Raw genomic sequence first — 18,884 nt, forward strand, 5'->3', positions numbered from 1 at the left:
GGTTATAGTGTTATCCGATGACTTAAACGTATGGTTAAATTTATGTAATATTATTATATAATTGGATAAAATTACTAACGCAGCCACTATTAATGGATAAGAATAAAATTTTCATGCTTCAGCTCTGACATTGGCTATAAAATGTTGACAAAGGTATATATTCAAAGTTAAAATAAAGAAAGTTTTATGAAGCAATATAGGAGCGTGATATACAAGTGAAAAATGAAATAATACTTAGCGGAATGAGGCCTACGGGCTTACTCCATTTGGGGAACTATTTTGGTGCCCTCGAAAATTGGATTAAACTACAAGATGAGTATAAATGTTTATTTTTCATTGCTGATTGGCATGCATTGACCACAGGGTATGAAGATACCTCGGAACTTAAAACCAATATTACAAATGTTGTTATAGATTGGCTGAGTGTAGGTCTCGACCCCAATAAATGTACCATTTTTTTGCAATCATCCATAAAAGAACATGCGGAGTTACACTTGTTATTTTCGATGATAACTCCATTGGCATGGCTATTTCGTTGTCCTACCTATAAGGACCAGATTGCACAAATGAAAGATAAAAACATTACAACTTATGGATTTTTAGGTTACCCTTGCTTGCAGGCAGCAGATATATTAATATACAAGGCAAATTATGTTCCTGTAGGTGAAGATCAACTTCCTCATCTTGAGTTAACAAGAGAAATAGCAAGAAGGTTTAACTATATTTATAAAGAAGTATTTCCGGAACCAAAGCCCATATTGACAAAAGCTAAGGTACTTCCCGGCATAGATGGAAAGAAAATGAGTAAAAGCTATGGCAATACAATCTCACTTTCCGATAGCCCGGATGTAGTACAAAAAAAAGTAAGCATGATGATAACAGACCCTGAAAGGATACGGAAAGATGACCCCGGTCATCCTGAAGTTTGTACTGTATTTGCATTCCATAAGGTATTCAGCGAAGAAAATATAAATGAAGTTGAAGAGCAGTGTAAAAAAGGGAAGATTGGATGCGTCCAGTGCAAACGGAATCTAGCCAAAAAAATGGTAGAATACTTGTCACCTATATATGAAAAAAGACAGGAGCTTTTAAATAAGCCAGAGTATGTTAAAGAAATTATTCAGGAAGGTAACCAAGAAGCAGAAAAAATTGCCCAAAAAACGATGGAAGAAATTCGAAATGTAATGGGTATAGATTGGATAAATAACGCATAATAACGGGGGTCAGGAATTATGAAAAGTTCTTTATCCGATGCCTGTACAATAAAGGTAGGAAATTTTGAAGGGCCTTTTGATTTGTTATTTCATCTAATTGAAAAAAATAAGGTTGATATTTACGATATTCCAATTAGTGAAATTACCGATCAATATATGGCCTATCTTTTTTCCATGCAAAAAATGGATTTAGGGGTGGCAAGCGAATTTCTTGTAATGGCAGCCAACTTACTACATATAAAGTCCAGAATGCTTCTTCCCTCCAGAAAAGAAGGAGAAACAGAAGCAGGAGGCCAGGATCCGCGGGATGAACTGGCGGAAAAACTAATAGAATACAAAAAATACAAGGAAATTTCTTTATATTTACAAAAGCTTGAGGCGAAATGGTCTAAAGTATACTATAAATCTCCTGAAATATATACTATTGAAGCTTCTAATGATAAACTGGTAGTATCTGCTGAAACATTAAAAAATGTTTACTTAAAACTATTAAGTAAACATCAGAATAAATTAAACAAAAGAGCAGAAGAAATAGATCAAATTTTCCAAAAAGAAAAAGTGTCAATAAAAAGCAAAATGAAGCAAATACAACAAATATTGATAAGTAAGGGGAAATTTGTTTTTACCAAGCTGTTTTTTCCCGGCAGAAAATCTCTGACTGAAATTGTAACAGCTTTTCTTGCTTTGTTAGTGCTCGTTAAAACAGGGAAAGCAACAATTGAACAAAAAAAGCAGTTTTCTGATATCCTTGTAAGGCGTTTAAATAAAAAACAAGGACGGTAGTTTGAAATATGGACAATAATACTAATATTGACAATAATATTTTTGACAATAATATTTTTAAGCAAAACCTTAATAATAATGAAGGGTTTAATGAAAGAATTGAAGGTATTATAGAAAGTCTGCTTTTTGTGTCCGGAGATCCATTAGCACCTGATAAAATTGCAGATATTTTGAAATTGGACAAAAAATGTGTTAAACAAATAATTGATGGTATGAAAAAAATTTATGAAGCTAAGAGTAGAGGAATCATGATAAGAGAAATAAATGGGTGTTACCAGTTATGTACAAAGTTGGAGCATTTTAAATACGTGAAAAAGCTTTTTGAACCCAGACAAAAACAAGTATTATCACAGGCAGCATATGAGACCCTTGCTATTATTGCATACAACAGGCCTGTTACAAAAGCAAAAATTGATGAGATTAGAGGAGTAAATTCCGACAGTGCAATAGCAAAACTTATGGAACGAAACCTTATAAGAGAAGCAGGACGTATGGATTCCCCCGGGAAGCCTATCCTGTATGAGACGACAGAAGAATTCTTAAGATGTTTTGGATTCGATTCTTATGAAGATTTGCCTCACATAGACGACATTTTAAAAATTGGACAACAAGAATAGGTGTAAATAATATTAACGATTAAAATGCCTATTTTTGGATACAATAACCGGATGAGGTGTAGTAATGATTTATCCGGTTATCATTATTTTTACTATTATATTATTATTGGTTTTTTTAGCCAAATTTAAAGTATTATTAGATTATTCCAAAAAAGGGGAAGATGATAAAATTTCATTAAGGTTATCCTCCCTGGGAGGCCTATTTAAATTAGAATATGAAATCCCAATGGCTGATATATGGAAATTGGGAATCAGAAGTATAAAGATATATAAAGGGTATAAGGAAAAAACAAAAGAAAAGCATATAGATATTAAAGAATTATATGATAGGTATAAACATATCAAAAACATTATTAAAAAATATAGTAATTTTACCAAGAGGATTAAAAACTACTTAATAATTGATAAAAGAATTATAATTGAAAAATTTAGGCTATCCATTATAACAGGTACAGAAGATGCATTTCAGACAGGGATTATTAGTGGTGTAATCTGGACATTATTAGGGAATATAGATTCATTCATTTCAAATAATTTTAGAGTATTGGACAAGTATTTTTTTATAAAGCCGAATTATTTGGAAGAAGTGTTAGAAATTGATTTTTTGTGCATAATAAGTATTAGAGTTGTCCATATTATAGTGGTAGGACTAATATTTTTAATTACAAAGATTAAAGAAGAATTTAACGATAGGCGGTGGTTTAAATGGCACAGCATCCAATAGAGAGTCTGATGACAACAGCAATGGAAAGCATTAAGGAAATGGTGGATGTAAATACAATAGTAGGAGATGCAGTCCAGGCCCCTGACGGGACTGTAATTATTCCAATTTCAAGAGTAGCATTCGGCTTTGCGGCAGGAGGCGGAGAATATGGAATTACTCATGCTAACAAAGGTAAATCCGATTATATGGACGATGAAGCCGGTGGGGAACAAAATAAATACCCCTTTGCAGGGGGAAGCGGGGCAGGTGTAAGTATTAATCCCGTAGCTTTTATGGTGGTAGGAAACGGCCAAATCAGGCTACTTCCCGTTAACCTTAATTCTTCTGTCGACAAAATACTTGACCTTGTCCCTGACTTAATTAATAAACTAAATGAAACTGTAAGGAAAAAAATTATAATAAAAAAAGATTTATCTTCAAAAAACGACCAGGATAAAAAACAATGATCCAATGTATAAGAGAAATTCTATAGAATACATGTTGACCCATTTGACAGTGTACATTACAATGTTAATTGCAGAACGAAAATCCCTGCAATTCATTGCAGGCGTTGGTAAGTAGGTGGGTTTTTACATGTATAAAATTAGATTGCAAAAGTTTATTGCTATATCCGGAGTTAGATCAAGAAGGAAAGCTGAAGAATTAATCAGGCAGGGCAGAGTTGAAGTAAATGGAGAGGTAGTGTTTGAACCATGGTTTCCTGTAGGAGAAGGCGACTGTATAAAAGTTGACGGAAAAAGAATTTCCCTTGAAGAAAAAAAGGTTTATATTATGCTTAATAAACCTGAAGGGTACGTAAGTACGGTAAAAGATCAGTTTTCCAGAAAAACAGTATTAGACCTGGTTAATGGAGTAAAAGGAAGAATCTATCCTGTAGGGAGGCTCGACTATGATACATCGGGCCTTTTATTGCTTACAAATGATGGTGAATTTGCATATAAACTGACACATCCCAAGCATGAAATTAAAAAAGTGTATGTTGCTGAAGTTAAAGGAATCCTTAATAGCGAAGAAATTCAAAAATTTGAAAGCGGCCTTAGGATAGATAACTTTAAAACATCTCCCGCAAAACTTCGAATATTAAAGAAAAAGAACGATGCATGTATTCTTGAAATAACAATACATGAAGGGAAAAACCGCCAGGTAAGGAAAATGTGCGAAGCAATAGGACATCCTGTTATTAGACTGAAGCGCATTGCCGTCGGAAGTTTAAGTATAGGCAAATTACCTGAAGGACAATGGAGATATCTTACTAAAGAAGAAGTGGAAATGCTAATGAGCCTTTAGATAAAATTTCTTTTGACAAATAATTAATTACATTTTAAAATATATTAAAAATTATGAAATATTAAAAATTATGAAATATAAATAACATTGCTTCTTAAATAATACTTTCAAAAGTGGAGGAATATGTATATGGAGCTTTGGTATACAGAATATCAAACCCCGGCAGTGGGTTTAACATGTAAGGTTAAAAAAACTTATTTTACTGAAAAAACAGAATATCAGGAACTAGCATTAATTGAAACGGAACAATTCGGAAAGATGTTGGTGCTTGACGGTACTGTACAGACTACGATAGAGGATGAATTTGTTTATCATGAAATGATAACCCATATACCTCTATTTACCCATAAAAATCCGAAGAATATATTGGTCGTTGGAGGAGGAGATGGAGGGGCAATCAGAGAGGTTCTGAAGCATGAGTCTGTACAAAAGGTAATACTTGCAGAAATTGATAGACAGGTTGTTGAAGTATCAATGGAATTTCTGCCGGAAATAAGTTGCGGCTTGAAAGATAGCAGGGTTGAAGTTAATTTTACCGATGGTATAAAATATGTCAAGGAACACAAGGATGAATTTGATATTATAATTATTGACTCTACAGATCCGGTAGGACCGGCGGTAGGACTTTTTACCTTAGACTTCTATAAGTCCATTTATGAAGCATTAAAACTTGATGGTATATTTGTTGCTCAAACAGAGTCTCCTTTTTTTCATAAAGATTTAATTAGAAAAGTCTTTACGGATGTTAGAGCAGTATTTCCAATTACCAGGTTATATACATGCTCTATACCTACTTACCCAAGCGGCTATTGGAGCTTTACAATGGGGTCGAAAAAATATGACCCCCTGGAAACTGATACATCATTATTACCTTTAATTAATACAAGGTACTATTGCCCTGAAATTCATAAGGCAGTATTTAAGCTTCCAAGGTTTGTATCTGAGATAATTAAACTATAGGCTATGTATATTATAAACTATAAAAAAACAAACTAAATGGTATTTGAGGTAGTAATATGAGTTTAAAAGACGGAAATTCTACTCTTGGAACAAGATTCATGGCTTCGGTTGAAAAATATAATAATGCAGATGTAATTATGGTGGGTGTACCAATGGACTATACTTCCAGTTTTAAGCCCGGTTCTAGGTTTGGACCCCAGAAAATAAGGGAAGTTTCAGTTGGACTTGAAGAATATAGTTTGTATTTAAATAGGAGTATCAGTACTACCGCGTTTTTTGACTGTGGCGATCTGGAACTACCTTTCGGAGATGTCCAAGGAAGTCTTAAAATAATTGAAGAAGCTGCAGAAGAGATACTTAAGGATAATAAAATTCCCTTATTTATAGGTGGAGAGCATCTTATAAGTGTTCCTGCAATAAAACAGGTTTATAAAAAATATGGCAATGATCTAATTGTATTTCACTTTGATGCTCATGCCGATTTAAGGGATGGTTATATAGGGTGTAATAACTCGCATGCTTCAGCTATTAGAAGAATAACGGATTTTATGCCGGGGAAGAATATCTTTCAGTTTGGGGTAAGGTCAGGCACTGAGGAAGAATTCAATTTTGCTATGAAAAATACCAATTTGTATAAATATGATGTTTTACGTCCCCTTGAGGAAGTTATAAAAATAGTTGACAAAAGACCTGTTTATATAACTCTTGATATAGATGTGGTAGATCCGGCTTATGCGAATGGCACAGGTACTCCGGAACCTGGTGGCATAAGCTCAAGAGAAATAATTCAGTCCATAACCCTGTTAAAGGGGCTGAATGTTATAGGTGCTGATGTAGTTGAGGTGTCGCCGGTTTATGACCTTTCTGACAGGACAGCTTTACTTGCTGCTAAAATAATAAGGGAACTATTGTTAATAATTAAATAATTGAAGGAAAATTGAGGGGAAACGAAAAATAAGGTTTGCATATTGTCTTATAATAGATTATAATAACTGTATATGCTATTTGTTAAATAAGTGTCAAAAACATACAAATAAAAATGCATAAATATTGATAAATAAACAAAACTATAATAAATATTAATTATAATTAAGTTTAAAAATATTAAGAATGTGGTGGGGTGAGTAGCTTAATGACAAATGTTGACAAGATAAACCAGCTTAAGGAAAAACGAGCAAAGGTAGAGTTGGGTGGGGGACCGGAAGCTATAGAAAAGCAACACAAGGCAGGAAAGAAAACAGCCAGGGAAAGGATCAACATACTTTTGGATGAAAATAGTTTTGTTGAAATGGATGTGTTTGTAGAAACCAGCAGTGTCGATTTCGGTATGCAGAATAAGAAAGTCCCGGGTGACGGTGTAGTTACAGGTTATGGTACAATTGATGGCCGTCCTGTATATATAGCTGCCCAGGATTTTACTGTAATAGGCGGTACTCTTGGCGAAGCCCATGCAAGAAAAATAGTTAAGGTTATGGATATGGCAATGAAGATGGGAACTCCATTTATAACAATAAATGATTCGGGTGGCGCCAGAATACATGAAGGCATTAACGCGTTAAGCGGATATGGAGACATATTCCTGCGTAACACATTAGCTTCGGGAGTTATTCCTCAAATTTCGTTAATTATGGGTCCCTGCGCAGGTGGGGCATGTTATTCTCCTGCTATAACTGATTTTATTTTTATGGTAGAAAATCAAGGACAAATGTACATAACAGGAAATCAGGTTATTAAAGCAGTAACAGGTGAGGATGTATCTCTTGAGGAACTGGGAGGTGCTTCTGTACACAATTCTATCAGCGGTGTAGCACACTTTAAATATCCATCAGAAGAAGAATGCATAAAAAATGTTAGGAGACTAATAAGTTTTTTACCTGACAATAACCTTTCCGGTGTTCCTTCGTATACTGCGGATGACGATTTAAACAGGCTTGCAGAGGATATGATTGACTTAATTCCGGATGAAGCCAATAAGCCTTATGATATGATGGATGTTATTACAAGGGTTGTAGATAATGGAGACTTTTTTGAAGTACATAAATATTTTGCTCAAAACATTATAGTTGGTTTTGCAAGGATGAACGGGAGGACTATTGGCATAGTTGCCAACCAGCCAAAAGTAATGGCAGGAAGTCTGGATGTTAATTCATCAGATAAGGCAGCCAGGTTTGTAAGGTTCTGTGATGCCTTCAATATTCCATTGGTAACATTTACCGATGTACCTGCATTCTTGCCTGGGGTAGGCCAGGAGCATAGCGGAATAATAAGGCATGGTGCTAAACTATTATATGCTTTTGCTGAAGCAACAGTACCCAAGGTTAATGTTATTGTGAGAAAGGCTTATGGAGGAGCATATATAGCAATGAACAGTAAGACCTTGGGAGCGGACATGGTATTTGCATGGCCTACAGCTGAAATAGCCGTAATGGGAGCAGAAGGAGCAGCAAATATCATATTCAGGAAGGAAATTGCGGAAGCCGATGACCCTGTAGCTACCAGAAAGGCAAAAATAGAGGAATACCGCAATAAGTTTTCTAATCCTTATGTAGCAGCGGCCAGGGGATTTGTGGATGATGTAATTGACCCTGCAGCAACAAGGCCCATAGTTGCAAGTGCCCTTGAAATGCTTGCAGGTAAAAGGGAAAACAGGCCGCCAAAAAAACACGGCAATATACCTTTATAATTACTATAAATAAATTACAGTTTAGGGGGATTTGATATGAAAAAATTTTTAATAAAGGTTAATGGAAATGAATATGAGGTAGAGGTAGAGGAAATAAGACAGGATAGAACAGAAGGACAGGTTATACAGGAGATAAAGAGCGTAAACCCTTCTCCTGTTAAAACAGCACCTGTTTCGCCTGCAGCCGGGGCTGCAACACCTAAAACCGAGGCCCCTAAGGTTAGCAATGAAGTACCGTCCGGTGCTGAAACTGTTAATGCACCAATGCCAGGTGTTATTCTTTCTGTAAATGTAAATACAGGTGATACGGTTAAAAAAGGTGATGTATTATTAATACTTGAAGCTATGAAAATGGAAAACGAAATTGTTTCTCCAAAAGACGGGAAAATTGCGTCGATAAATGTTTCAAAAGGAGCCTCTGTTAATGCAGGAGATGTACTTTTGTCCATAAGTTAATCATATATAGTGAAACTGAGTGAAAGGAGATGATTGTGCGATGGCTAAGGTCCAGATAACTGAAACAGTTTTAAGAGATGCACATCAGTCCCTGATAGCAACAAGAATGAAAACAGAGGATATGCTTCCTATAATAGAAAAGTTAGATAAGGTAGGATATCATTCTCTGGAATGTTGGGGCGGTGCAACCTTTGATGCGTCTCTCAGGTTTTTACAAGAGGATCCGTGGGAAAGATTAAGAACTATTAGAAAGGGCGTTAAGAGCACAAAACTGCAAATGCTTTTAAGGGGGCAAAACCTTTTGGGATATAAGCATTATGCAGATGATGTTGTAGAATACTTTGTACAGAAAGCGATAGCAAATGGTATAGATATTGTCCGCATATTTGATGCCTTGAATGATGTACGGAATATAGAGACGGCAATAAAGGCGTGCAAAAAAGAGAAAGGGCATGCGCAGGCGGCAGTATGTTATACAATAAGTCCTGTGCATGACCTGGAACATTTTGTTAAGGTTGCGAAAGACCTTGTCGACCTTGGTGCAGATTCCATATGTATAAAAGATATGGCAGGCCTGTTACTCCCTTATCCAGCATATGATTTGGTTAAGGCTTTAAAAGAAAATGTTAATGTTCCCATACAATTACATACCCATTACACCAGCGGTGTAGCTTCAATGACTTATTTAAAGGCGATTGAAGCAGGAGTTGATGTTGTAGACTGTGCTATTTCACCTTTGGCTATGGGAACTTCACAGCCCCCTACAGAACCGCTTGTTGCAACTTTGAAAGATACTCAATATGATACGGATTACGATCTTAATTTGTTAAGTGAAATTGCGGATTATTTTAAACCTTTGAAGGAAAAATATATTGAAAATAAGTTATTGGATATAAAGGTTATGGGCGTTGATGTAAATACTTTAAAGTACCAGGTACCCGGCGGCATGCTTTCCAACCTTGTATCACAGCTTAAACAGGCAAATCAGGAGAATAAGTTTGAAGAAGTCCTGAAGGAAGTGCCGAGAGTAAGGGCTGATTTTGGTTATCCTCCCCTGGTAACTCCAACAAGCCAGATAGTTGGTACCCAGGCAGTATTGAATGTTATAAGCGGAGAAAGGTACAAAATGGTTCCTAAAGAATCTAAAGCTCTAGTTAAAGGTGAATACGGCAAGACACCTGCACCAATACCTAAAGAAATCCAAGATTTAATACTAAAAGGTGAAGAACCTATAACATGCAGGCCGGCTGACCTTATAGAGCCTGAATTGGACAAAATTAAAAATCAAATGAAGGTATATATGGAACAAGAGGAAGATATTTTATCTTATGCACTGTTCCCCCAGGTAGCTGAAAATTACTTTAAATATAGGCAGGCTAAAAAATATAAAATAGACAGTAACCTGGTTGATTTTGAAAATCAAACCCATCCGATATAAGTTATATAAGTAATGATAATTATTAAATTAATCATGTATCAAAAAGGGGACATTCCAGTATTAAAATGTAATATTCTTAGTCCAGCAGGCATGTCCCCTTACACAAGTGGAGGGTATCAGGTTGAATAACCAAAAACATGATTTGCTAAAAGAAATACATAATAAGTATACTGAATTTAGTAAAGGGCAAAAAATGATTGCCAACTATATAATCAATAATTATGATAAAGCTGCTTTTATGACTGCCTCAAAATTAGGCCAGGTGGTAGGCGTTAGCGAATCTACTGTGGTAAGATTTGCTACAAAGATCGGATTTGATGGTTATCCGCAGCTCCAAAAAATGTTGCAGGAGCTGGTGAAAAGTAAATTAACTTCCATACAAAGAATAGCCATATCCTCAAGCAAGCTAAGTGAGGAAAATGTGTTAAAAAGTGTACTGCAATCAGATATGGAAAAAATTAAATTAACCCTTGAAGAAATTGATCAGGAAGAGTTTAATAATGTTGTAGAATCTATTTTAAGAGCAAATAGAATATATATATTGGGAGTGAGAAGCTCTGCTTCTCTTGCAAGTTTCCTTGGTTTTTATTTTAACCTAATATTCTCAAATGTGAGGCTTGTCCATACAACAAGCGTTAGTGAAATGTTTGAGCAAATTGTGAGAGCGTCTGAGGGAGATGTGGTCATCGGAATTAGTTTTCCCAGATACTCAAAAAGGACTATCAAAGCAATGCAATTTGCCAGAGATACCGGGGCAACAGTAATAGCAATAACCGACAGTAAAAAATCCCCAATAGCATCCTCTGCCCATTATTCTCTTATTGCCCGAAGTGATATGGCTTCTTTTGCTGATTCCCTAGTTGCCCCATTAAGCGTAATAAATGCACTAATTGTAGCTATAGGAATGAAAAAACACGATGAAGTATATGATATATTTAATAAATTAGAAAAAATATGGGATGAATACCAGGTATATGAAAAATATGATGACACTAGTAATTCGCCATTTGATTAACATAATTAAACTAAAAATAATAATTATGTTAATGGTTTAATTGAAAATATTCCGGGTAACGGAATTTTTTTATATTCTTGTTTCTATACTTTTTTCTATACTTTCTCCACCGCGTATAATGCCGGCATAAGTTGTTGAATAATATAATAAAGGTAATAAGAATAAATAATGAGGCATGGAAAATGAACTCTAAACAATTTAATCAATGTAAAAGAAAACAAAAAAGTTTAAAAATAAAAAGCAAAGTATTAAGAATTAATGTGGAAAAAATTCTATTTGTTTCTTTCATAATATTTTTTACTGTGTTGATTGTAGCTCAAATAGCCCTTACAAAACCTACTATAATGGTAGAGATGACTATGGACACAGGAATAGAAGGAGTACCCTTAAAAAGTGAAGAGTTTTTATATAGTTATGGAGAGTTAACCCTTAAATTAATTGGCAATTGTTTCGGGCAGGATGTAAAAATTCTTGTAAATGGAGATGAAAAGGATTCTTTTTTAAACAGGGAAAAAACAATAAAAGTGAAGAATGGCGATGTAATTGAAATTGATGGTACTGAAATAAATGATTATATTGATGTAATAATTGTTTCAAAGAGCGACAATATAAAGACGAACTGCCTTGGCCAAAAGTTCCGTATAAAATCCGAAGTTAAAAAAATAATTAAAGTAAAAATAGAATAATTTATTGTTTTTAAGATTTTAATCTTATATAATATTTAATTAGTTGATAATCTAACTATCATGGATGGGTAATTTTGACACACAATAAATTATACAATGAAAGGTGTCGAAAGTGTTAATTATGGAAAATATAAGGCAGTATGGCAGTAAGGAAATAGCTGTTGCGGCAATTAAAGTTGCATTAACTTCGGACAGGCGTGAAGAAAAACAGCTTCAGCAGGAGTTCTTGAAAATAGGAATAAGTACTGCAGCTGTTGATTATGGAGGCGAATTTATAAACTCGGTTATGAAAATTGTGGAAAGAGCCGTAGTTTCTTCAAAACGTGAGGGTGTTATAGGCAACAGCCATTCTGAAGAAGGAGCTGTTGCAGGGGCAACACGTGAAGCTATTTCGCAAATCATGCCCAAGGCTATTGGTCTAAATGTTGGAGGTAAAATTGGAATTGCCCGACATGGAGACCATATAAGCGTAGCAATATTCTTTGGGATTGGACTGTTGCATTTAAATGAAGTTGCTATAGGACTGGGACATAGGGTTGTATGATATCCGAGTCATATTAAAATTAAACATATTAAATATAAAATATAAATTTTCGAAGTATGGTATAAAGGAGGAATCAATTTGCCTGTACGGGCTATAAGAGGTGCAACAACGATTGATGAGAATACTGTTGATGAAATAATAAAGGAAACCAAGCATTTATTGCGTAAAATGGTTGAAGAAAATAACATCGAAAAAGATGATATTATAAGTATAATATTTTCAACAACAAGGGATATAAATGCAACATTTCCTGCAGTAGCAGCAAGGGAAATGGGTTGGACTGATATTGCACTAATGTGTACAAATGAGATGGAAGTACCCGGTAGTTTGCAGATGTGTATACGGGTATTAATGCATATAAATACTAAAAAAACCTATAGGAAAATAAAATATGTATATTTAAAGGGGGCAAAGGTTTTAAGGCCCGAATTTGCAGAATAATTAATATAATAAAATAATACATAACGAAATAATAAACGTATAAGGATATAGGAGGTTATACTTATTAATGATTAACGTAGCAATAGATGGGCCGGCAGGAGCTGGAAAAAGTACAATTGCAAAAATAATTGCTGAAATATTGGGAATAGTTTATCTTGATACAGGTGCAATGTATAGAACTGTTGCCGTGAAAGCTATTAGGGAAGGAATAGATACAAAAGACAGGGATAAACTATCTGAGCTTGTTAAAAATATTGATATGGAGATGATATTTGAAGGTAATGAGCAGCACATGATACTGGATAAAGAGGATGTAAGCAAGCTTATTAGAAGTCCGGAGATATCTGTAGAGGCTTCAAATGTAGCTGTAATTCCTGAGGTAAGGCTGAAAATGACAGAACTTCAGAGGGAATTTGCTTCGAGAAACAGTGTTGTTATGGAAGGACGGGATATTGGTACTTACGTACTTCCAGATGCAAAAGTTAAAATATTTTTAACGGCATCTATAGAAGAAAGGGCAAAAAGAAAATATAGCCAGCTTATTGCCAAAGGAATAACCCATATATCGCTAGAAGAAATAAGAAAGGAAATTGAGTATAGAGATAGAAATGACAGCAGCAGAGAGTTTGCACCTTTAATGAAAGCTAAGGATGCAATTGAAATAGATACAACAAATTTGACTATAGGACAAGTTGCCGATAAAATATTGAATTATATAAGGAATATATATAAAAATATTTAGAATACCGAGGAGTAATTGATGAGGGATATGGTATCATTATTCAAACTATTATCCAGTATTATTTTTAAATTATTTTATAAAGTAGAGCTTGTTGGCATTTCGAATGTACCATTAAAAGGCGGAGCAATTCTTTGCGCCAATCATCCCGGTACATTGGATATGTTTTTTATCGGGTATAAATTAAAACGTGTCGTCCATTATATGGCAAAGGAGGAGTTGTTCAAGAATCCAATATTAGCTTTTATATTACGCAAACTTGGAGCTTTCCCCATCAAAAGAGGAAAAGCTGATGTGGAATCTATTAAAACAGCTATTAGGCTAATCAATGAAGGACATATTGTGGGTATACTCCCTGAAGGAACAAGGACAGGATTTAAAAACAAAAAAAAAGTACAACCTAAGCCCGGGGTAGCCATGGTTGCCACAAAAATCAAGACACCTATTATCCCTGTTGCAGTATCGGGAAATTACAGGCTGTTCAGCAAGGTAAGGGTAATATATGGTAAGCCTTTTTATCTTGATTTTGAAGAGAAGAAAAAATATACAATGGATGAGTTAAAAGCAATTAGTCAGAAAATAATGAATAAGATTTATTCTTTATTGGAGGAAAAATGAATTGGAAATCATACTTGCCAAAACGGCCGGTTTTTGTTTCGGAGTAAACAATGCGATAAAAACTATTTTTAATTTACTTGAATATGCAGATAAAAAGATATATACATTGGGACCAATAATTCATAACCAGCCTATGGTAGATTACCTTAAAACCCTTGGAGTTATACCGGTAGACAATATAGATAGCATTGAACCGCCGGCATATGTTATAATAAGGGCTCACGGAGTTGGTCAGGCTATTTATGAAGATATAGAGAAAAGAGGTTTAACACTGGTTGATGCGACATGTCCTTATGTCAAAAAAATCCACAATTTAGTTAGAGATAAATATAACGAAGGTTATAAGATTATAATTGCAGGAGATAAAGAACACCCTGAAGTCATAGGAATTAATGGATGGTGTAACAATCAAGCAATTATAGTAAACAATGTTAATGATCTGTACAATCTTCCAGATAGTGATGAAAGAGTTTTTGCTTCAGCCCAGACTACGTTTAGTTATGAAAACTGGTTATCAATTGTTGAAACATTAAAAACTAAATTTAAAAACATGGAAAAACAGAATACAATATGTAATGCAACAACAAAAAGGCAAAAGGAAGCAGAAGAATTATCAAAAGAAGTGGACATGATGCTGGTTTTAGGAGGTAAAGATAGCTCCAATACTCAAAAATTATTTGAAATATGTAAAATGAATTGTCCTAGGACCTATAAAATTGAAACTCCCGGTGACTTACCGCCGGTAAATATAAAAGAAATAAAAAAAGTTGGTATTACTGCTGGGGCTTCGACACCAGACTGGATTATTAAGGAGGTTTTAAATAAAATGGAAAAATTAAATAAACAGGAAAATGAATTGAGTTTTAAGGAAGCTTTTGAGAGCTCTATGGTAAGATTAAAGGCTGGAGAAGTTGTAAAGGGTAAAGTTATAAGTATAGGGGAAAATGAAGTTTTTATTGACCTCGGCTATAAAAGCGATGGTATTATTCCTTTTGAAGAGATTTCTGCTGACCCGAATGTTAACCCTGAGCAATTATTTAAACCGGGTATGGAAATTGATGTATTTATCGAAAAAGTTAATGATGGAGAAGGAAATGTATTGCTTTCAAAGAAAAAAGTTGATTATATTAAAGGCTGGGACATGCTGGAGGAAGCTTACAAGAACAGGCAACCTGTAAAAGCTACTGTTGTTGAGGTGGTAAATGGTGGTATAATAGCGGTAACCCATGGAATAAGAATATTTGTACCCGCTTCCCAGGTAAGTGATAGATATGTTAAGGACCTCAATGAATTTATAAAGCAGCAGGTAAGTGTAAGGATAATAGAATTTAATAGAAATAAAAATAGAGTTGTGGGGTCGCAAAGAGTAATAATTGAAGAAGAAAAAGAACGCCTTTCCAATGAATTATGGAGTTCTATTGAGGTAGGGAAAAAATATACTGGAAAAGTAAGGAATCTTACCAATTTTGGAGCATTTGTAGATATTGGAGGTGTTGACGGTCTTATACACCTTTCAGAATTGTCCTGGTACAAAATTAAACACCCATCTGAAGTTCTAAATATAGGAGAGGAAGTAGAAGTTACTGTACTGGAATATGATAAAGAAAAGAAAAAAATATCCCTGGGATACAGAAAACCTGAGGATAACCCATGGAATAAGGTAGCTAAAAAATACAAGGTTGGTGATGTAGTAGAGGGAACAGTAGTACGCCTGGTACCTTTCGGTTGTTTTGTAGAGATTGAAGAAAGCATAGACGGTTTGGTACACATTTCACAAATATCTAATAAAAGAATAGCAAAACCGGATGATGTCCTTAAAGTTGGTCAAAAAGTTGAAGCAAAAATTATTGAAATGGACCTGGAAAATAAAAAAATTGGTTTAAGCATAAAGGAAGTAAATCCCATAAATCCGGTTGAAAAAAACATCAAAGACGAAAAAGAAAAAGAAAATGAAAATGAAGCAGAAACAGATGAGGAAACACCCACTGAGCATAAAGAGGAGCTGTCGGTAAAACTCGGGGAGGTTTTGGGGAACTTGGATTTAAATAAAACAGAAATCTGTTAAAGTTAGGTTTAAAGTGAAAAAGCGTGTATTTGTGCACGCTTTTTTTATAACACTATTTCTTAAGAAGATTGTAAAAAAGTGCATGGATGTGTTTTTTGTTATAAGGGGAAGGCAAAATGACATATGAGGATTTTAAAAAAGAGATTTTAAGTATTACCGGTATTAATCTTAGCTTTTATAAAGAAAAACAGATGAAAAGAAGAATTGATTCACTAATTAGAAAAAACAAATTTAATGGATATTATGACTACTTTTCAGCATTAAAAGCAAATAAGGAGTTGTATAATGAATTTATAAACTATTTAACCATCAATGTTTCTGAATTTTACAGAAATCCTGAGCAATGGGAAGTATTGGAAAATGATATACTTCCACAATTGATAAGTAAAAAGGTTAACCTGAAAATATGGAGTGCTGCCTGTTCAACAGGAGATGAACCTTATACCTTGGCAATGATATTAAACAAATTTATACCTTTAAATAGTATTAAAATAATTGCTACTGATATCGATAAGGAGGCCATTGATAAAGCTAAAGCCGGCATATATGTCTATAAAAGTATGGAAAAATTACCCAAAGAGTATTTGGATAAATATTTCATAAAAACAGGAGAGCTTTATAAAATAAAAGATGACTTGAAAAAATGTGTGGAATTCAGCCGCCTAAATCTTCTAAGCGACCTGTATCCGCAAAACTGTGACATGATTGTGTGCAGAAATGTACTTATTTATTTTACTGAAGAAGCTAAAAATATAGTTTATATAAAGGCAAGCCAGGCATTAAATAGCGGAGGAATCTTATTTGTGGGAAGTACAGAGCAGATTATAATGCCGGGGAAGTACAATTTTACACCTGTAAGGACATTTTTCTATATGAAGACATAGAAAAGGCTTTCAAGAAAAACCCTGAAAGCCTTGGTGCGAGAGACAGGACTTGAACCTGCACAGGATTGCTCCCACCAGAACCTGAATCTGGCGCGTCTGCCAATTCCACCACTCTCGCATATAAAACCATTATATCTTAAACGCATTATCAATTGTACAATAAGTAATTGATAATTTCAAGTATATTTTGTGTATTTTTGTTTTTGTATTATAATGATAATATATACTTATTAACAGTAGTATAAGAAGGGTAGATGAGCTTAAATATGAGGAATAAATTAGAGGAATTTAAAAATTTTTTAAAAGATAAAAAAATAGCAGTATTAGGAATAGGTATAAGCAATACTCCTCTTATAAAATATCTAGCTAAAATGGGATTTGATATTGTAGCATTTGATATGGCTGAAAAGGAACAACTGGAGCATGTTATTGGGCAGTTCAAGGATTACGGGAAGATAAGCTATAATCTAGGGAAAGACTATTTAAAGAACTTAAAAGGATTTGACATTATATTCAAAACTCCAAAAATAAGATTCGATATACCGGAATTGGCAAGAGAGAGAGAAAGAGGGGCTGTGGTTACATCCGAGATGGAAGTGTTTATTAAGCTCTGCCCGGCAGAAATTATTGCAATAACAGGAAGTGACGGTAAAACAACAACCACCGCTATTGTCTATAATATTTTGAAAGAAGCAGGGTATAAGTGCTGGCTTGGAGGGAATATTGGTATACCCCTTATTGACAAGATTGAAGAAATTAAAAATACAGATAAAGTTGTATTGGAATTAAGCAGTTTCCAACTCCATACAATGCAAAACAGTCCTAATGTAGCTGCAATTACAAATATTACACCTAATCATCTTGATGTACATAAATCTATGGATGAATATATTGATGCTAAAAAGAATATTTTCCGTTATCAGAAAAAAGAAGATATACTGGTACTAAACTATGAAAATGACATTACCAAGAATTTTGCCGAGGAAGCTAAAGGGAAGGTAAGATACTTCAGCCGTATTCGTGAAGTAGAAACAGGAGCATATGTAAAAAATGGAGTAATATTTTTTAGGGAAAATGGAGTAGAGAGGGAAATTATAGTGGCAGAAAGGATAATGATACCTGGTTTACATAACTTGGAAAATTACTTGACTGCCATAGCTGCTATTGCCCACCTTGTTGACAATTATTCAATTGAGAAGGTAGCATCTACATTCAGAGGAGTGGAACATAGAATTGAGCATGTGAGAGAAATTAACGGCATAAATTTTTATAATGACTCAATAGGAACAAGCCCCACAAGGACCATAGCAAGCCTTAACTCCTTTAACCAAAAAGTTATTCTAATAGCAGGGGGTTACGATAAGAAAATATCATATGACATTATGGGAAAAACCATTGCTGAAAAAGTAAAAACTTTAGTCTTGGTAGGACAGACTGCTCCATTAATTGAAAAATCATTAGAAGCAGAGAGGAATATTTCGGGGAAAGGCAAAGATATTCCTGTTTTTAAATGTAGCACATTGGAAGAAGCAGTCCAAAAAGCATATTCATCTGCCGAAAGAGGAGATGTTATTATTCTTTCTCCTGCAAGTGCAAGTTTTGATATGTTTAAAAATTTCGAGGAAAGAGGAAACAGGTTTAAAGAAATAGTAAATTCCATAGTTTAGTGTTATAATATAATAATGTATGATATAATACCGGAAGTAGATACTACTAAAACAAAACAAATC

The 18,884-nt window shown here is 34.3% G+C and carries 18 protein-coding genes, 1 tRNA gene and 1 pseudogene; 19 read left to right on the forward strand and 1 reads right to left on the reverse strand.

All coding sequences use genetic code 11. From position 1 onward, the window contains the following. Positions 1–215 precede the first annotated feature (215 nt). The 18 genes and pseudogenes from trpS to HPY74_07190 all read left to right on the forward strand — a co-directional run bounded on the left by trpS (position 216) and on the right by HPY74_07190 (position 17,154). On the forward strand, positions 216–1,214 hold the full coding sequence (gene trpS, locus HPY74_07105) for a tryptophan--tRNA ligase (GenBank protein ID NSW90432.1): 999 nt from the start codon (positions 216–218) through the stop codon (positions 1,212–1,214). An 18-nt stretch (positions 1,215–1,232) separates the two neighbouring features. Next, positions 1,233–2,065: pseudogene (locus HPY74_07110) on the forward strand (segregation/condensation protein A). A 613-nt stretch (positions 2,066–2,678) separates the two neighbouring features. Beyond that, positions 2,679–3,338 (forward strand): DUF2953 domain-containing protein, encoded by a 660-nt coding sequence (locus HPY74_07115; GenBank protein ID NSW90433.1) that lies wholly within the window; start codon positions 2,679–2,681, stop codon positions 3,336–3,338. Continuing rightward, entirely contained in the window at positions 3,320–3,784 is a 465-nt protein-coding gene (gene ytfJ, locus HPY74_07120) for a sporulation protein YtfJ (GenBank protein ID NSW90434.1), read from the forward strand. Before HPY74_07115 ends, ytfJ begins: the two co-directional genes overlap by 19 nt. Before the next feature lie 127 nt (positions 3,785–3,911). Beyond that, the gene (locus HPY74_07125; protein NSW90435.1) at positions 3,912–4,625 is read left to right on the forward strand and encodes an rRNA pseudouridine synthase; all 714 of its coding nucleotides are present in this window, start codon (positions 3,912–3,914) and stop codon (positions 4,623–4,625) included. Positions 4,626–4,754: 129 nt separating this feature from the next. Further along, complete coding sequence (speE, locus tag HPY74_07130; GenBank protein ID NSW90436.1) at positions 4,755–5,585, forward strand: polyamine aminopropyltransferase; 831 nt, start codon at positions 4,755–4,757, stop codon at positions 5,583–5,585. A gap of 56 nt (positions 5,586–5,641) precedes the next feature. Next, entirely contained in the window at positions 5,642–6,511 is an 870-nt protein-coding gene (speB, locus tag HPY74_07135; protein ID NSW90437.1) for an agmatinase, read from the forward strand. A 206-nt stretch (positions 6,512–6,717) separates the two neighbouring features. Continuing rightward, positions 6,718–8,268, forward strand: a complete 1,551-nt coding sequence (locus HPY74_07140; protein ID NSW90438.1) for a methylmalonyl-CoA carboxyltransferase — start codon at positions 6,718–6,720, stop codon at positions 8,266–8,268. Positions 8,269–8,304: 36 nt separating this feature from the next. Beyond that, entirely contained in the window at positions 8,305–8,724 is a 420-nt protein-coding gene (locus HPY74_07145) for a biotin/lipoyl-binding protein (GenBank protein ID NSW90439.1), read from the forward strand. 40 nt (positions 8,725–8,764) lie between these two features. Continuing rightward, positions 8,765–10,162, forward strand: a complete 1,398-nt coding sequence (locus HPY74_07150; GenBank protein ID NSW90440.1) for an oxaloacetate decarboxylase subunit alpha — start codon at positions 8,765–8,767, stop codon at positions 10,160–10,162. Between the two features lie 121 nt (positions 10,163–10,283). Continuing rightward, positions 10,284–11,177 carry a MurR/RpiR family transcriptional regulator gene (locus HPY74_07155; protein NSW90441.1) on the forward strand — a complete coding sequence of 298 codons (894 nt, stop codon included), beginning with the start codon at positions 10,284–10,286 and terminating at the stop codon, positions 11,175–11,177. 134 nt (positions 11,178–11,311) lie between these two features. Beyond that, positions 11,312–11,863 carry a hypothetical protein gene (locus tag HPY74_07160; GenBank protein NSW90442.1) on the forward strand — a complete coding sequence of 184 codons (552 nt, stop codon included), beginning with the start codon at positions 11,312–11,314 and terminating at the stop codon, positions 11,861–11,863. A 121-nt stretch (positions 11,864–11,984) separates the two neighbouring features. Further along, on the forward strand, positions 11,985–12,407 hold the full coding sequence (locus HPY74_07165) for a HutP family protein (protein NSW90443.1): 423 nt from the start codon (positions 11,985–11,987) through the stop codon (positions 12,405–12,407). A 78-nt stretch (positions 12,408–12,485) separates the two neighbouring features. Then, the gene (gene aroH / locus HPY74_07170) at positions 12,486–12,848 is read left to right on the forward strand and encodes a chorismate mutase (GenBank protein ID NSW90444.1); all 363 of its coding nucleotides are present in this window, start codon (positions 12,486–12,488) and stop codon (positions 12,846–12,848) included. A gap of 67 nt (positions 12,849–12,915) precedes the next feature. After that, entirely contained in the window at positions 12,916–13,590 is a 675-nt protein-coding gene (locus HPY74_07175; GenBank protein NSW90445.1) for a (d)CMP kinase, read from the forward strand. An 18-nt stretch (positions 13,591–13,608) separates the two neighbouring features. After that, positions 13,609–14,205 carry a 1-acyl-sn-glycerol-3-phosphate acyltransferase gene (locus HPY74_07180; protein ID NSW90446.1) on the forward strand — a complete coding sequence of 199 codons (597 nt, stop codon included), beginning with the start codon at positions 13,609–13,611 and terminating at the stop codon, positions 14,203–14,205. Position 14,206: 1 nt separating this feature from the next. Beyond that, complete coding sequence (locus tag HPY74_07185; protein ID NSW90447.1) at positions 14,207–16,270, forward strand: bifunctional 4-hydroxy-3-methylbut-2-enyl diphosphate reductase/30S ribosomal protein S1; 2,064 nt, start codon at positions 14,207–14,209, stop codon at positions 16,268–16,270. A 116-nt stretch (positions 16,271–16,386) separates the two neighbouring features. Next, a complete protein-coding gene (locus HPY74_07190; GenBank protein ID NSW90448.1) occupies positions 16,387–17,154 on the forward strand; it encodes a protein-glutamate O-methyltransferase CheR in 768 nt (255 codons plus the stop codon). Positions 17,155–17,185: 31 nt separating this feature from the next. Here the strand turns inward: HPY74_07190 and HPY74_07195 are convergent. Next, a tRNA-Leu gene (locus HPY74_07195) sits at positions 17,186–17,272 on the reverse strand. A gap of 148 nt (positions 17,273–17,420) precedes the next feature. Here HPY74_07195 and HPY74_07200 point away from each other — a divergent pair. Next, on the forward strand, positions 17,421–18,821 hold the full coding sequence (locus tag HPY74_07200) for a UDP-N-acetylmuramoyl-L-alanine--D-glutamate ligase (protein NSW90449.1): 1,401 nt from the start codon (positions 17,421–17,423) through the stop codon (positions 18,819–18,821). The last annotated feature ends 63 nt before the right edge of the window (positions 18,822–18,884 follow it).

This window comes from Bacillota bacterium (assembly GCA_013314855.1).
GTDB lineage: Bacteria > Bacillota > Clostridia > Acetivibrionales > DUMC01 > Ch48.

Coding starts and splice junctions, on each gene's coding strand:
- HPY74_07115 (NSW90433.1), top strand. CDS start 2,679: ATGATTTATCCGGTTATCATTATTTTTACTATTATATTATTATTGGTT.
- ytfJ (NSW90434.1), top strand. CDS start 3,320: ATGGCACAGCATCCAATAGAGAGTCTGATGACAACAGCAATGGAAAGC.
- HPY74_07125 (NSW90435.1), top strand. CDS start 3,912: ATGTATAAAATTAGATTGCAAAAGTTTATTGCTATATCCGGAGTTAGA.
- speE (NSW90436.1), top strand. CDS start 4,755: ATGGAGCTTTGGTATACAGAATATCAAACCCCGGCAGTGGGTTTAACA.
- speB (NSW90437.1), top strand. CDS start 5,642: ATGAGTTTAAAAGACGGAAATTCTACTCTTGGAACAAGATTCATGGCT.
- HPY74_07140 (NSW90438.1), top strand. CDS start 6,718: ATGACAAATGTTGACAAGATAAACCAGCTTAAGGAAAAACGAGCAAAG.
- HPY74_07145 (NSW90439.1), top strand. CDS start 8,305: ATGAAAAAATTTTTAATAAAGGTTAATGGAAATGAATATGAGGTAGAG.
- HPY74_07150 (NSW90440.1), top strand. CDS start 8,765: ATGGCTAAGGTCCAGATAACTGAAACAGTTTTAAGAGATGCACATCAG.
- HPY74_07165 (NSW90443.1), top strand. CDS start 11,985: ATGGAAAATATAAGGCAGTATGGCAGTAAGGAAATAGCTGTTGCGGCA.
- HPY74_07175 (NSW90445.1), top strand. CDS start 12,916: ATGATTAACGTAGCAATAGATGGGCCGGCAGGAGCTGGAAAAAGTACA.
- HPY74_07180 (NSW90446.1), top strand. CDS start 13,609: ATGAGGGATATGGTATCATTATTCAAACTATTATCCAGTATTATTTTT.
- HPY74_07190 (NSW90448.1), top strand. CDS start 16,387: ATGACATATGAGGATTTTAAAAAAGAGATTTTAAGTATTACCGGTATT.
- HPY74_07200 (NSW90449.1), top strand. CDS start 17,421: ATGAGGAATAAATTAGAGGAATTTAAAAATTTTTTAAAAGATAAAAAA.